General features: G+C 53.4%; 11 protein-coding genes. 5 read left to right on the top strand and 6 right to left on the bottom strand.

The features are described from left to right. Nucleotides 1-57 precede the first annotated feature (57 nt). Together FH871_RS12745 and FH871_RS12740 are read left to right on the top strand one after the other, a co-directional pair. Nucleotides 58-972, top strand: coding sequence for a serine hydrolase (locus tag FH871_RS12745; protein WP_229317262.1), 915 nt, complete (start codon nucleotides 58-60; stop codon nucleotides 970-972). Nucleotides 973-1,038: 66 nt separating this feature from the next. Next, nucleotides 1,039-2,274 carry a TlpA disulfide reductase family protein gene (locus FH871_RS12740; protein ID WP_229317260.1) on the top strand — a complete coding sequence of 412 codons (1,236 nt, stop codon included), beginning with the start codon at nucleotides 1,039-1,041 and terminating at the stop codon, nucleotides 2,272-2,274. A 6-nt stretch (nucleotides 2,275-2,280) separates the two neighbouring features. Here the strand turns inward: FH871_RS12740 and FH871_RS12735 are convergent, their stop codons facing one another. The 4 genes from FH871_RS12735 to FH871_RS12720 are packed head-to-tail and all read right to left on the bottom strand — an operon-like array spanning nucleotide 2,281 to nucleotide 7,162. Next, nucleotides 2,281-3,126 (bottom strand): ThuA domain-containing protein, encoded by an 846-nt coding sequence (locus FH871_RS12735; protein ID WP_138991806.1) that lies wholly within the window; start codon nucleotides 3,124-3,126, stop codon nucleotides 2,281-2,283. 18 nt (nucleotides 3,127-3,144) lie between these two features. Next, nucleotides 3,145-4,317, bottom strand: coding sequence for a Gfo/Idh/MocA family protein (locus FH871_RS12730; protein ID WP_138991805.1), 1,173 nt, complete (start codon nucleotides 4,315-4,317; stop codon nucleotides 3,145-3,147). 7 nt (nucleotides 4,318-4,324) lie between these two features. After that, nucleotides 4,325-5,713: a putative oxidoreductase C-terminal domain-containing protein gene (locus FH871_RS12725; protein WP_138992007.1), complete on the bottom strand. Its 1,389-nt coding sequence runs from the start codon at nucleotides 5,711-5,713 to the stop codon at nucleotides 4,325-4,327. A 27-nt stretch (nucleotides 5,714-5,740) separates the two neighbouring features. Then, nucleotides 5,741-7,162 carry a Gfo/Idh/MocA family protein gene (locus FH871_RS12720; protein WP_138991804.1) on the bottom strand — a complete coding sequence of 474 codons (1,422 nt, stop codon included), beginning with the start codon at nucleotides 7,160-7,162 and terminating at the stop codon, nucleotides 5,741-5,743. Nucleotides 7,163-7,403: 241 nt separating this feature from the next. Here FH871_RS12720 and FH871_RS12715 point away from each other — a divergent pair, with 241 nt between their 5' ends. Further along, the gene (locus FH871_RS12715) at nucleotides 7,404-7,661 is read left to right on the top strand and encodes a hypothetical protein (protein WP_138991803.1); all 258 of its coding nucleotides are present in this window, start codon (nucleotides 7,404-7,406) and stop codon (nucleotides 7,659-7,661) included. Nucleotides 7,662-7,712: 51 nt separating this feature from the next. Here FH871_RS12715 and FH871_RS12710 read toward each other — a convergent pair whose 3' ends face one another. Then, nucleotides 7,713-7,928: a hypothetical protein gene (locus FH871_RS12710; RefSeq protein ID WP_138991802.1), complete on the bottom strand. Its 216-nt coding sequence runs from the start codon at nucleotides 7,926-7,928 to the stop codon at nucleotides 7,713-7,715. A 302-nt stretch (nucleotides 7,929-8,230) separates the two neighbouring features. On the opposite strand from FH871_RS12710, the gene FH871_RS12705 reads away from it, so the two are divergent. Both FH871_RS12705 and FH871_RS12700 read left to right on the top strand, forming a co-directional pair. Further along, on the top strand, nucleotides 8,231-11,485 hold the full coding sequence (locus tag FH871_RS12705; RefSeq protein ID WP_138991801.1) for an amidohydrolase family protein: 3,255 nt from the start codon (nucleotides 8,231-8,233) through the stop codon (nucleotides 11,483-11,485). Nucleotides 11,486-11,614: 129 nt separating this feature from the next. Next, complete coding sequence (locus tag FH871_RS12700) at nucleotides 11,615-12,139, top strand: hypothetical protein (RefSeq protein ID WP_138991800.1); 525 nt, start codon at nucleotides 11,615-11,617, stop codon at nucleotides 12,137-12,139. Nucleotides 12,140-12,238: 99 nt separating this feature from the next. On the opposite strand, the gene FH871_RS12695 is transcribed toward FH871_RS12700, so the two are convergent. Next, nucleotides 12,239-14,602, bottom strand: a complete 2,364-nt coding sequence (locus tag FH871_RS12695; protein WP_138991799.1) for a gliding motility-associated C-terminal domain-containing protein — start codon at nucleotides 14,600-14,602, stop codon at nucleotides 12,239-12,241. Between the last annotated feature and the right edge of the window lie 108 nt (nucleotides 14,603-14,710).

Raw genomic sequence — 14,710 nt, 5'->3', positions numbered from 1 at the left:
CAGAAAATGCTTACTTTAGAACGCTAAATCATCCAGCTATTACAACCGAATTAAGGTATGGGTTTTCAAATCGGCATGGCGATTCGCCGGGGTATTTCTTTTTCCTTTTTTTTACTGATTTCCCTTTTCTCATTCGGGCAATCGAAACCTACGTTGGAACAATTCCGGCAGCAAATTGAAACCCAGTTGGCCAAACAGCCGGGCCGATACGCCGTCGCCTTCAAGGATTTAACCACCGGACAGGAACTTTTGATTCACGAACGGGAAGAATTTCATGCCGCCAGCACCATGAAAACGCCGGTGATGATCGAGGTTTACAAACAGGCCGCCCAGAAGCGGTTTTCTCTGTCCGACTCCATTCTGATCAAAAATGAATTCAAAAGCATCGTCGATGGCAGTCCGTACAGCCTGAAAGCGACCGACGACAGCGATACGCTGATTTATACCAAAGTCGGCACGAAGCTCCCCCTTTCGGCGGTGCTATACGACATGATTATCCTGAGCAGTAACCTCGCCACCAACCTGATCATCGACCTGGTCGACGCCAAAAAAGTCATGCAAACGATGCGCGACATGGGCATCCGGGACATGCAGGTTCGGCGGGGCGTGGAAGATACCAAAGCCTTCCAGAAAGGGCTGAACAATACGACTACGGCTTACGATTTAATGCTCCTGTTCGAAAAAATTGCCACCGGAAAAGCCGTCAGCCCGGAAGCTTCGCAAGACATGATCCGGATTCTGCTCGATCAGCGGTTTAACTCCGTCATCCCCGCAAAATTACCAAAAACCGTCAAAGTAGCGCACAAAACCGGTTCCATTGCCTCGGTTCGACATGATTCCGGAATTGTTTTTCTACCCGATGGCCGGAAATACGTTCTAGTTTTGCTCTCCAAAGAAATTAAAAGTGATGCCGCTGTGGTCGAGTCGCTGGCGACGGTTTCCGGGATGATTTATCAATATTTCTACCAATAAGAACCCAACTCAGGCGTTTTCAATCCGGTTTGGACTAGTATTTGCTTGCTAAATCAATAAAGAATTATGAAAAAAATCTTCCTCCTTCTTCTCTTCTCGATCCGCCTTTTTCAAGATGGGTTTTCGCAGGATGTGTATCAGGGGCCAAAGCCCGAAACCGTTTTCACCGCAGTCCCCGAACTGGGTTTTCTGAAAGAATTCAATGAGAAATTTAAAACCGACTTCGATGCCCCGGCACAATATGCCAAAGCGCAGACAACCGGTGTCGATGGTTGGGAAATGACACTGTTTTCGGCCCGAAAAGCGCAACTGGCGTTCTACCAAGCACATCCGCAGACGGCTCAGTTTTCCGAGCCGTTCAAAAAATACATTGAGAACTGTATCCGCTGGAATTACTGGCATCTGCTCATGGCCTGGCCCATCGTCCGGACCAACGCGCAGGCTACGCAGCAAACTGTGCCATCATTACCCGCCGTCATGCTGGAAGGGTTTGATGAGTCGAAAGCGAACGATGAAACGGCGATGGTCGCCGAACCGTACCGGCATTTCCTGTTTTACTACGTGACGTATTTCAATTCAAAAGCCCGGAATTTTGCCAAATATACGCCGGAGGATCTGCACAAAATGCTTCCGGAAAAAGCCGGTTATGCCCGCCAGCACCTGACCGGAAAACCGTACCAGTATGCCCTGGCCCGGCTGTTGCTTGACAATTGTGAAAAAGCAACACCTTCTTCGGTGCGCGAAGTGTTTGCAACTCTGACGGCGACCCCAAACGCAACGGCGTATACGGAACTGGTAAAAACACGCTGTGGGGAGGTGATGAGCCGGAAAGACGAACCCAAACCAGCGGTGGCTGCGAAGAAAAAACATGTCGATCCGAATGTGTTTTCGTTTTTGAACCAGAACGGCGAACCCGTCACGCTGGACGATTTCAAGGGCAAGGTGGTGTATCTGGACATCTGGGCGAGTTGGTGCGGACCCTGCATCGGCGAGGTGCCGCATTCCAAAATACTCTATGAGCGCCTGACCAAGAAGCAGTTGGAAAAAGTCGCGTTCCTCTACATCTCCATCGATGATACGGAAGCCAATTGGAAAAACGCCTTGCAAAAACACCAGCTACCCGGTGACCAGGGCTGGTCGAAGGGCGGCTGGCGCTCGCGAATTGTGCAATACTTTGGGGTTCAGAGCATTCCGCGTTACATCCTGATCGACAAAAAAGGCCAGATGGCCGACCTGAATGCCAAACGCCCCAGTTCGGCCGATGCCATTTACCAGGACATTGTGAAACTGCTGGAGAACTGACCGGTTTTAGTTATCCCGAATCGGTGTGTCCCGCGAATCGGCATAGGCTTTACCGAAGTCGATTTTCTTCACCTGACTGGCTACGTACTGGATGCCCTGAAAAATGTGTTTCATGAACAGCGGTTCCGAATAATCCTTTTTGTCGTGGCCCAGCGTGGTACACCAGGTGTAGCCGCCGTCGAAATGGTAGTACCAGGCCGCCGGATACAGGTTTGTAAAGGAACCGCCGAACATCTTCACTTTTTCGGGTTCTTCCCCATTGAGAGAGGTCAGGTCGTGGGCCATCACCACCGTGGGTCCCGGTGACATTTCCTTGGTAAAATAGAACTCGTCCTCCTTCTCCCAGATTTTCGGAATGCCCTGCATCGACGGGTGTTTGGTGTCGATCACCACGGTTTTGAACTTCTGAAATTTGGGATGCCAGGCAAAGGTTCCCCCAATCATCCGCTTGAACCAGGTCCAGTTCCGCTCGGTCCCCGTCACCGAATGAACCCCCACAAAACCGCCCCCGGCTTCGATGTACCGCCGGAACGAAAGCCGCTGGGCGTCGGTGTCGAAAACGTCGTTGTTGGTACTGGGAAAAACCAGCAGCGTGTATTGCTTCAGGTTGTCTTCCGTAAAAACCGACGGCTGATCCGTGACGTCCACCTTAAAACCGTGCTCCTCGCCCAGCTTCTGAATGCTCTTTGCGGCAAACGGAATGTTGTCGTGAACGTATCCTTTTCCATTTTTGGTATACACCAACACCCTGACTTTCTTCCAGTTAACCTTACTGCTTTGACTCCAACCAACAGTCGATGTCAGTAGCAGAAGGAAAAAACCAAAGCGCAACCCCGTAGCCAATCGATTCATGAATAGTTCGATAAAAAATTAAACTTTTAGTTTGACCTGCTGGGCCTGCTTCTGGGCTTTCAACGCCAGTTCCGTCGCCAGGAAACAATGTGCCTGGGTCATGGCGGTTTCGGTCCGGTTCAGAATATCGTCGATGAGCTGGGTGCCGTAGGGCGTCGTTTCCTTGCTGCAGTCGATGTACTTCGTTTCCTTGTTGTCGACCAGAATCAGGTGGTTGCCGCCGTCGCGTCCGGCAATGTCGACGTTCTTCCTCAGTTCGATAAAACCGTCGGTGCCGAGAATGGTCAGCCGCCCGTCCCCCCAGGATTTCAGGCCGTCGGGCGTGAACCAGTCGACGCGGATGTAACCGGTTCCGCCGTTGCCGCGCACCATCGCATCACCAAAATCTTCAAATTTCGGGTATTGCGGATGGTTCGTATTGCCAACCTGTGACGCAACGACTTCGGCCTGGGTGGAACCCGTGAAAAACAGAAACTGATCGAACTGGTGCGAGGCAATGTCGCAGATGATCCCACCAAACCGCTGCTTGTCGAAAAACCACTCGGGGCGCGTTTTGGCATTCATGCGGTGGGGACCCAGGCCGATGGTCTGAATGACTTTACCGATCGCGCCGGCTTTCACCAGTTCACCCGCCTTCACCGTCGCCTTGTTCTCAAACCGTTCGCTATACATGATCGAATAAATCCGCTTGGTGGCCTGCTGAACCTTGCGAACCTCGGCGAGTTGTTCAAGCGTCGTGATGCCGGGTTTGTCGGCCATGTAATCCTTGCCCGCCTTCATCACCCGAATGCCGAGCGGGGCGCGTTCGTCGGGAATTCCGGCACTCACCACCAGTTGAATCGAGCTGTCGTCCAGAATTTCCTTTTCGCTTTTGGCGAGTTTGGCATCGGGGTAGCGCTTCGTGAACGCAGCCGCCAGATCCGGCTCTTTGGCGTAAAACGAAACGAGTTGCCCTCCCCCGCGAATGACGGCTTCAACCTGCCCATAAATGTGGCCGTGGTTCAGGCCAATGGCCGAAAACCGGATGCGGGCCGCGCCTTTCGGACGGCTGCTGCCCACCACGGGAACCGAATACGGGATTCCGGGAGCGGCCAGAAGTTCTTTGGGAAGGGCCGTCAGACCGGCGAGTCCGGCCGCGGTGGTAACGGATTCTTTGATAAACCGTCGCCGGTTGGCTTGTGATTGGTTCATGGTCGTTTCACTTTGTCGCGAGTTCACTTTTGGATTTCTTGGCCAGTTCGAGTGCCTGCGTGGTCGTATAGTACTTCGAAATCATGTTCGGAACCTCCCAGGCGGGCAAGGCACCGGCTTTCAGGTAATCGAGGTATTTCTGCGCCACGCGGCCAAAGTGGGCTTCGTGACCTTCCTTGTATTTTTCCGGGATGACCACTTCCCAGCCTTTGGCAATTTTCTTCACCTCGACACCCGGAAATTCCTTCTGGATGTTCGGCAAAACCGTTTTCAGCGCGTCTTCCAGATCCGTGTTTTTGTCCACCGCTTCGATGTAGAGCGTCGGTTTGTACTGCTGCTCGGCCCCCTGGCGAATGATCAGATTGGCTTTCGTTCCCCGCATGATCGAATAGTGGGTATCGCCCGTGCCATCCGGTGCTTTGTATTTCCAGATCACCGACACTTTGGCATGAACCCCGCGAAGCTGGTAATTGATTTCGCCATTGCTGTAGACCTTCAACACGCTGTCTTTCACCACATCTTTCTTGAGATACTCCGGAAATGCGTCCTGTTTCGTAATGGCTTTGAACTGGCTCAGCGTCATGTCGGTCGTCCAGCGACGGGCCGACGTCAGGCTAATATCTTTCTGGTAATCAATGGTTTGTTCCGGAAAACATTCCCACTGCACCAGATCAACGAGGTGGGTGGTCACGTCCACGATGCCTTCGCCCTGCTGGGCCACATCCATAAACCAGGATGGACGGGTCAGGATGCTACCCGAGACGTTTTTGTAAAAATGGTGCACACTTTCCTTGGTAACCGCCGGATTTTCGGGCGTGCCTTTTTCCAGCGTTCCGAACAAATCGGCCTGCTGTGAGAAAGCCCGTTGCAGCATCGTGCTGATCTCGTAGCGCTCGGTCATGATGTCATACAACAGCACCTTGTTCTTTTCGGCGGTCGCAAATGCCTCTTTCAACTGGTCGAAGTTGGCCGCGCTGATCACCATCGGTTTGTCGGCCAGAACATTGAATCCGGCCCCTACCGTTTTCTGGATGTAGTCGGTTTTCAGGCGGTTGTTGCCCGCCATGACGACCACATTCCCGGCTTTGTCCGTTAGCATTTTATCGAGGAAATCCGTACCGAGGTAGACGTCTTCATGCCAGTGCGTCGGATCTTCCGGGCGGGCGTTGTAGCCTTTGATTTTATCCAGATGAAGCTGCACATCCGGACCGTCCGGGGCATAGACATGAACGGTGGAATCGACGCCTTCATACATGGTTTTCTGCACCAGGGCCGCATGAAAATGACCGGGGTCGAGGGTAATCAGATGAATCATGTCATCTTTCTTTTGATCAGACTGACAAGCGGTGAGTATGGCAGCCATCAACAGGCTGCCGGCAACGGGAGCGACTTTCATTCGAAGCATTTGGGTTAAACGCACTGATTATTTTGATTTGGTGGAGGCAACAACCTGAATGGCATAGGGCGACCGCTGCGTGCGGGACAAGAGTTTATTGGCCTCTGCATCGTTCTTAAACTGCTCTTTTTTCGGGTCCCAATACAGTTTTCGATCCAGTTTCATGGCCGCGTGGTGGAGCAGACAGGCCGAACACGACCGGTGGCCAACCTCGGCGGGAGCAATCGGTTCTTTCCGGCTGACGATGCTTTCCAGCCAGTTGCCGTGGTGTTCTTTGCTGACCGGCAAATGAATTTCGTTCGGCCCGATCACCGACTCCAGAATCTTCGGATCGCTCGCATCCAGGGCTTTGGCAGCTTTCTGTTTGGCAATCGGATCGCTGGCGGTAACGGAGGAGTCGCCCCTTGACACAAAAATCCAGCCGTCGGTGCCTTCAAACTTGATTCCGTTGGGCAACTCGTTGCTGACCACCATCCGAACGCCATTTTCGTACAGGGCTTCGGTGCGGAAAATACCGTGTACATCCCAGAGGCCTTTCTTCGGAAAATCGGCTTTCCCCCAGATTTCCACCGGCCCGGTGTATTCCGTATTCATCGCCCAGTGGGAACAGTCGATGTGGTGCGAGCCCCAGCCGGTGATCATACCCGCGCCGAACTGTTCGCAGCGCAACCAGCCCGGACGGTCGTAATCTTTCTGCGGATGGACGCGTTTTTCGGTATAATATACCTCGGGCGTTGTACCGAGCCACATGTCGTAATTGAGATTCTTCGGAATGGGCATTTCCGGCTCTTCCTCACCCGAAGGATCGCCGGGCAAGCCGACGGAGACGGTTTTCAACTGACCGATCCGCCCGTTGCGAACGAGTTCGGCCGCAAACCGGAACTGGTGCGACGACCGCTGCTGGCTACCGACCTGCATGATCCGCCCCGTCCGTTTGACCGCATCGGCCATCAATCGGCCTTCCGAAATTGTGAGCGACGCCGGTTTCTGCATGTAGACATCTTTCCCGGCATTGACGGCGTGAACCACCATCGGCGCGTGCCAGTGGTCGGGCGTGCTGATCAAAACGGCATCGATGTCCTTGTTGGCCAGCAACTCGCGGTAGTCGCCATAGCCGCGCACACCATCGTACGATTTACCGGTTTTCTTGGCATAGACGCCATTGACGAGTTGTTTCCCTTCTTCGACCCGCTTGCTGTCGACGTCGCAAACGGCCATGATCAGGGCATTGTCGTATTGCCAGACACCCGGCATGTCGTGCGTCCGTGAAATGCGGCCAACGCCAATCGCACCGACGTTGATGCGGTTGCTGGGAGCATTTTTACCAAATACCGAGGCCGGTACGATGGTTGGAAAACCGCTGACAAGGGCGGTTGTTGCGAGGGCTCCTTTGGTGGTCAGGTCGAGAAATTTTCTCCGGGAGACCACTGATTTTTTTTCCGGTGCCATAGTTAGCAAGGTTTGAAGAGGCTTTTTGGGTAGAAACCACACCTATATTTAACCATAAGCGACGACGCGCCGATTTTTACTATTCATTTTCGGACGAAGGTGCCGGTATTCTCATTGCCGGTTCGCGTTTCCGGAAAACAAACTTCCACTTAAGTCCCCGTTTTTTCCACTTAACCCAATTATTTTCCGCTGTAGGCGGGTTCCGTTTTACCTTCACGGCAGAAACGAAACAACACACCTGATGAATCTGAATGTAAAGTTAGTCCCCTCCGCATTGGGACTCGTAATTGGCCTGGCCATTCTGGCCGCCGGTGGCCCTGAATATGGTGTCGTTCGGACCAAAAAACCGGGTAATGTGGTACCAGCGGTTCAAAAAGCGAATGGGAAGACGGTGACCCGTAAAAAACCGGGTGATTCGGCGGTTGACTGCCGTACTGCGTATGCTGGAAAACAAACCCGGGGTGGGCATCTGGATTGGCCCATTGAAAGCTACAAATAAAGCAGGTATCGACCTGACTATCAACTTCATCCAGCCGAATCCGAGCCGGTTTTAACCGTTATTCTGCAAAGAGCGAAACCGGTTGATGCCTTTGGACGGATTAAATAAACGGTCTCCAGGCATGGCTTTGTGTTGCTGCTTGCGCACCAGCGACCGGCTTAACAAGCCTCGGCTCGCGGGGGTATGTTCCAGCAGGTCGGCTATTTTTTTGTTCAGGTGTTCAATTTGAAGCTGTAAATCAGCCAGTTGTTTTTCTATGTTTTTCATGGTGTAAATGCGTAGTGTGTAAAAATCAGCAATTACTTTTGTACAATTACAAGACCTTAACGATACATTTTCTGTTCACTTTTAATCTTCTACACAATACTACAATATTCTGATCAAAAGAGTTTTACAGAATTTATTTCTTAACAAAGGTTTATTCTATCGTCACGCTGCATCACCGAATAATACAACAATTGGCGAAATTTTTAAATTTATACTTTCAATAGTCATACGGCAAGATTTGGCGGTTTCGGTCATCGTCTTTGCGACTCATTCAGTATCTTTCGGTGCCTTACACCCCCAACATGAAGAAACTGTACACCGTAGCCGTTGCCCTGCTGGCTTCTACCCTTTCATTTGCCCAAAAACCCAAAGAAACCTGGGACGTTGCCACGCCCCGGGGGCCTGCCAAAGAAGTCAGCCTAACGACCACCGAAGGCACCTGGATGAACCTCGACGTAAGTCCGGACGGCCGCGAAATCGTATTCGATCTCCTCGGCGATCTCTACACGCTGCCCATTACCGGTGGCACCGCGAAGCTGCTGTCCGGCGGTTTGCCCCTGGAAGTTCAACCCCGCTACAGCCCCGACGGCCAACGGATTTCGTTCACCAGCGACCGCGCCGGGGGCGATAACATCTGGACCATGAACCGCGATGGCTCCGGGTTGCGCCAGATCACGAACGAAGACTTTCGATTGCTGAACAACGCCGTCTGGACGCCCGACGGTCAGTATCTCGTGGCCCGCAAACACTTTACGAGCCGCCGTTCGCTGGGGGCGGGTGAACTCTGGCTCTATCATGCCGGAGGCACAACCGCCGGTTTGCAGTTGACCAAACGAAAAAATGACCAGCAGGACGCCGGAGAACCGTGCGTTTCGCCCGACGGCCGCTACGTCTATTTCAGTGAAGACGTGAGTCCGGGGCCGATTTTTCAGTACAACAAAGATCCCAACGGCCAGATTTATGCCATCAAACGGTTTGACCGGCAGACGGGCGAAGTAAAAAACATCGTGACCGGCCCCGGTGGTGCGACCCGCCCACAGGTTTCGCCCGACGGACGGCAACTGGCGTTTGTCCGGCGGGTTCGGACGAAAACCGTGCTGTATATCCACGATCTGAAAACCGGGGAGGAATTTCCGGTCTTCGATCAGCTCAACAAAGACCAGCAGGAAGCCTGGGCGATTATGGGTTTGTATCCAAACTACGACTGGCTGCCCGACGGCAAGGAACTTGTGATCTGGGCCAAAGGCAAGCTGTTTCGCGTGGCTGTGCAGTCGGCCAAAGCCGTTGAAATCCCGTTCACGGTGAACGCCAAACTGACGATCCAGGACGCGGTGCGCTTTCCGCAGACGGTTTTTTCGCCCACGTTTGATTCCAAAATGATCCGCCACGCCCGGACGTCGCCCGACGAAAAAACGCTGGTTTTTCACGCTGCGGGTTATCTCTACCTGAAAAAACTGCCCAATGGCCAGCCCGAACGGTTGACCAAAGAAACCACCAGTTTTGAATACGAACCCAGTTTTAGCCCCGACGGGAAATTCCTGATCTACACCACCTGGAATGATTCGCTCACCGGCAGCATCCGAAAACTCAACCTGCAATCCCGCAAAACCGAGACATTAACGCGCGAAAAAGGTTTTTACAACACACCGGTTTTCTCGCCCGATGGCTCCCAAATTGTGTATCGCAAAAGCACCGGGAACGGTTTTATGGGCTTTGCGTACGGCAAGGAACCGGGTCTGTACGTCATGCCGGGCAACGGCGGTGCGGCCCGATTCATTCGGGAAGACGGCGAAGAACCGCTGTTCAACCCCACCGGCGACCGGATTTTCTTCGTAGAAGATGGGGCGACGAAAGCTTTCAAAAGCGTTACGCTGAACAATTCCGACGAGCAAACGCATTTTACATCGCAATATGCCACCCGGTTTGTGCCAAGCCCCGACAACCGCTGGATTGCGTTTCAGGAGCTTTTTCAACTCTACATCGCGCCCTTCCCGGTGAGCGGAAAAGCCGCCGATCTCTCGGGCGGAACGAAAGCGTTTCCGGTGTATAAGGTAACGCGCGATGCCGGTGATTACCTGCACTGGTCGAACGACAGCAAAAAACTGCACTGGACGATTGGCCCGGACTATTTCACCCGATCCATTCAAAACAGTTTTGCCTTTGTGGAAGGCGCTCCCGAAAAGCTACCCGCCATCGACACCACGGGCATCCCGATCGGCCTGAAGCTGACGACCGATGTCCCGAAAGGCATCGTAGCCTTTAAAGGTGCCACCATTCTGACGATGAAAGACGATGCGGTGATTGAAAACGGCGTGCTGGTGGTGCAGGACAACAAGATTCTGGCGGTCGGCCCGGCCAGTTCGGTCACGATTCCGGCGGGTGCCAAAATCATCGACGCCACGGGCAAAACCATCATGCCCGGATTAATCGACTCCCACGCCCACATCGGCACCGGCGACGGCAAATCGCCCCAGCAGCAATGGTCGTACTTCACGAACCTCGCCTACGGCGTGACGACGGTTCACGATCCGTCGTCGAACACCGAGATGGTTTTCAGCCAGTCGGAAATGGTCAAAACCGGTCGGATGCTCGGACCCCGGGTGTATTCGACCGGAACGATTATTTACGGTGCCGACGGCGATTTCAAGGCGGTGATCAACAGCCTGGACGACGCCCGTTCGCACCTGCGCCGGATGAAAGCCGTGGGTGCTTTTTCGGTTAAAAGTTACAACCAGCCCCGCCGGAACCAACGCCAGCAAATCATTCAGGCCGCCCGCGAACTGGGCATGATGGTGGTGCCCGAGGGCGGTTCATTCTTCAACCACAACCTGACGATGGTCATGGATGGCCACACAACGGTGGAACACAATCTGCCGGTCGATCCAATTTACAAGGATGTCGTGTCGTTGTGGAGCAACAGCAAAACCGGTTATACACCGACCTTGATTGTCAGCTTCGGCAGTGTTTCCGGCGAATATTACTGGTACCAGAAAATGAACGTCTGGGAACAGGAACGTCTGCTGCGGTTTACGCCCCGTGCCGTGGTCGACAGCCGGTCGCGTCGGCGAACGATGTTACCCGATGAAGAATTCGGTCACATTGGTAACTCGCAAACCGCCAAACAACTGACGGATGCCGGGGTGAGCGTTCACCTCGGTGCCCACGGTCAGTTGCAGGGACTGGGTGCGCACTGGGAACTCTGGATGCTTGGTCAGGGGGGGATTTCGAATTTACAGGCGCTGAAACAGGCCACCATCGGCCCGGCCCGCAACCTGGGGCTGGACCGGGAAATCGGTTCGCTGGAAGCCGGAAAGCTGGCGGATCTGCTGGTGCTCGACAAAAACCCATTGCAGGATCTGCGCAACAGCCAGTTCATTCAGTATGTGATGATCAACGGGCGGTTATTCGATGCCGCCACGATGAACGAAACCGGAAATTATACCCGGACACGGGCCCCGTTTTTCTGGGAAAACAACCGATCCAACAATGCCTTCGACTGGCACGCCGAAACGCAGAGCTTCGGCCACATTCACTGCGTGTGTCAGGGATTGCATTAATACAGGCTCATTTTTACCGTATAATATATTAGTCTGGCAATCCGTTCGTTATTCATCGGTGAAAATCACCGAACAAAAAATATTTCAATAAATTGCAGGCTGAAAATTAAGCCTGAAAAATCGATCTGTATGAAAAAAGCCCTCCTGCTCCTGTTGATGGGGACTACTCTGTTCGTAAGCTGTAGCAAAGATGACGACGACACCCCGGCGGTGAAAACCAAGGCTGAGTTGATTGCTCGCACCTGGGAAGTTCAAACTGGTATAATCACGGTAGGAGCCTACCCGGCTATCACTGGTTATACTAAAGGTGCCACTACAAACCCATTGGACATGAGCAAGTTTCGTCTCGAATTTAAAAGCAATGGTGACTTGGTTCAATCCGGATTAGATGGTACTTCTTCAACCGGAAAATGGGCATTGTCCGAAAATGACACAAAATTGACCCTGACTTCTACTCAACTTCCCTCAGGTGATTCCTGGAAAGTTGACAACTTGACGGAGCAAAATCTGGACATCAGCCGCGATATCGCAGGCAATTCTACTGCTCCGGGGGATTTGTACTGGAAGAATCTGATTGATAATTACGGAAAGCCCCTTAATATTTCGTCAAAAGACGGTGCCAAAATCGTGGTTAAAACTATCCCGGTTAAATAAAATCTAATATCTCTTTTAAACCGAAAGCCCCGGAATTTTCATTCCGGGGCTTTCGGTTTAAAACCATTCCATTATTAGCCATAACATGGAAACTAACCCTTAACGCAAAATCACTACCGTTCCCCGCAGCAAAGGCGCATCCGGTTTATACCGGATTGTATATACGTATGCGCCCGATGGCACCGGATCACCTTTCAGCTTGCCGTCGAAGGGATGCGCGTAGCCGTCGGCCGATTGGTAAATCACCTCACCCCAGCGGTTGAAAACCGCTACTTCCACGGCCGGAAAAGCTTCGACGCCTTTTAATTCCCAGACATCGTTCTGGCCGTCGGCGTTGGGTGTGAACGCACCCGGCACCCAGATTCGTTCGTAAACCGTCACAACCACCGTGCCCTCGGCTTGGCAGCCCGTCGCGTTTTCAACTTTCAACGTATAGACAATGTCGTCTTCAATAGACACCACCCGCGCATTGGCTTCGGCCGGATCGGCCAGGTAAGTGGGTGGCGACCACGCGAATTTCACCGGATCACCGGTCAAAACCGGGCTGATGGTTAGCGAAGTACCCAGTGATGTGATCATTTCTTCCGGTAACAGAATCGTCGGAATGGGAGCCACCACGGCGGTTTGCTGCGCTACGGCCGCCGGACATTCCGGCGCAAAGTTGACCGAATACGTCAGCACGTGGTTGCCGATCCCGGCGGCTTTCGCATCGTATTGTGCTCCCGACACACCCGGCCCGGCGAAAGTCCCTCCTGCGGGTGTTCCCGTCAGTGAAAAAACCGGGCCTTCCGTACCACAAACCGGCGGAACAGCCTCCATCGTGACGGTGACGGCGGGAATTTGAGTTACCGTAAAGGGGTCTGATGTCGCTTTGCAACCGTTATCCGCTGTTACCTCGACAACGTAGGTTCCGGCGGTTTGCACCGGGAAAACCGGATCGGTGACCGTTGCCACCCGCTGACCATCCCGTTGCCAGGCAAAGCTGACCCCACCCACGCCTTCCAGCGGCAACGCAGCACCGGGGCAAATCCGGTTTTGCGACGAACGGATAGCCGCCTGTACGGCGGGTGCGCGGGTAAGCGAAAGGGCACCGGTGTTGTAGGTACAGCCGTATTGCGTTTGGGTTAAAACAGCCCGGTATTCTCCCGGCTGGGTAACGGTCAGGGAATTAACGGCAGGAGGTGCCACCACGAGCTTGCCGTCCCGAAACCACTGGTACGTCAGGTCGCTTCCACCCAACACCCTCAGGACGACGGAACCGTCCGTGGCGCACAACTGCCCGGTTACATTGAGATCCGAGGTGAGATCCACCACCTTGAGTGTTACATTCTGGGAACCGCTGGCCTTGCCGCACTGGGTTTTCATGGAAACAAAAACCGAGTAGGTACCTGGTTCGTTAACCTGAAGTTTAGTGCCGGTGGCATCGGGCAGGTTCAGTCCGTCGCGTCGCCACTGGTAATTCCAGTCCGGGTTGACGGTCGTCTGGAGTTCCAGCGATGTTCCCTTGCAGATCGTAAATTCGGTATTGGCCGGCAAACCGGTGGCCCATACGGTTGGGTTCGGGGCCGTAACCGGGGGGCAATCGATCACCAGAAACTGGAAGTCGCGCCGAACCTCCCCTATTTTTACGCCGTTGCGGTATTCTTCGACTTTAACCGCAAAAACGAACAAACCCAGTTGGTTGGGCGTCACCGACAACTGCCCGCTCCGGGGATCGACCGCCAGCGTCGGACTGCCGGGAATGGCACTATTGGCGCTAAAACCGCTCAGCCATTGGACATCCGGATACGGCCCGGCGGTGGCTTCCTGGTTGCGGCCCGTTCCAATTCTGTTGAGGGGGGTCACCATCGAATACCGCAGTTCATCGCCGTCGGGGTCGGTACCACCAAAGGCAAACGAAAAAGCCTCGTTGATGCAGAGATACTCCCCGTTGATGGGGTTGAAGCGTGGGGATGAGTTGTTGAAATACTGACCGTTTTTTTGCAGGGCCGGAAATTCTAGGTAAAAGGTAAACCCCGTTTGCACGGGGTTGTTGATGTTGTTGATTCCGGCGTTGCGGTTTTGGGTCTGAAATGACATGTAATAGCCACCGGCATCGCTGTAAAGGGCTGGATCAAGCTGAATGTCAGCCCCGAACGTGGCAGCAATCACCCGCTGGTTTTGGGAAGTGGCACAGGCTTCGTTCGTAAAGACCACGCGTTCCCGCTGAGCGGTTTCCGATACGGTGAATACCAGCATCCGGGCGTTGTCGCGCAGTCGGAAAATCCCGATCTGCCCCCCGGTGGTTTGGGCCGCCCGGTTATTGTCTTCGAGGTAATTGATTACCGTGATTTGAAAGTGTCCCGGCACATCGCCAATGGCCCGCATTTCGATCTGCCCGCCGACCTGGTGGGTAGCCAAAACCGGAAAGGCAAAGCCCAGCAGCAGAAGCCAGAGCAAAGCTCGGTTAAAAACGGGAAGCATGGGTCAGACAGTAGAAATGGGCGATACGAACGTATTTTTTAAAAAACCATTCAGACTATTAAAGTTACTCTTTTTTAAATATCGTAACTTAAAATAAATACCGCAAAA

The organism is Larkinella sp. C7 (genome assembly GCF_006149005.1).
Taxonomy (GTDB): Bacteria; Bacteroidota; Bacteroidia; order Cytophagales; family Spirosomataceae; genus Larkinella.
This window is presented reverse-complemented; position numbering and strand designations above follow the sequence as displayed.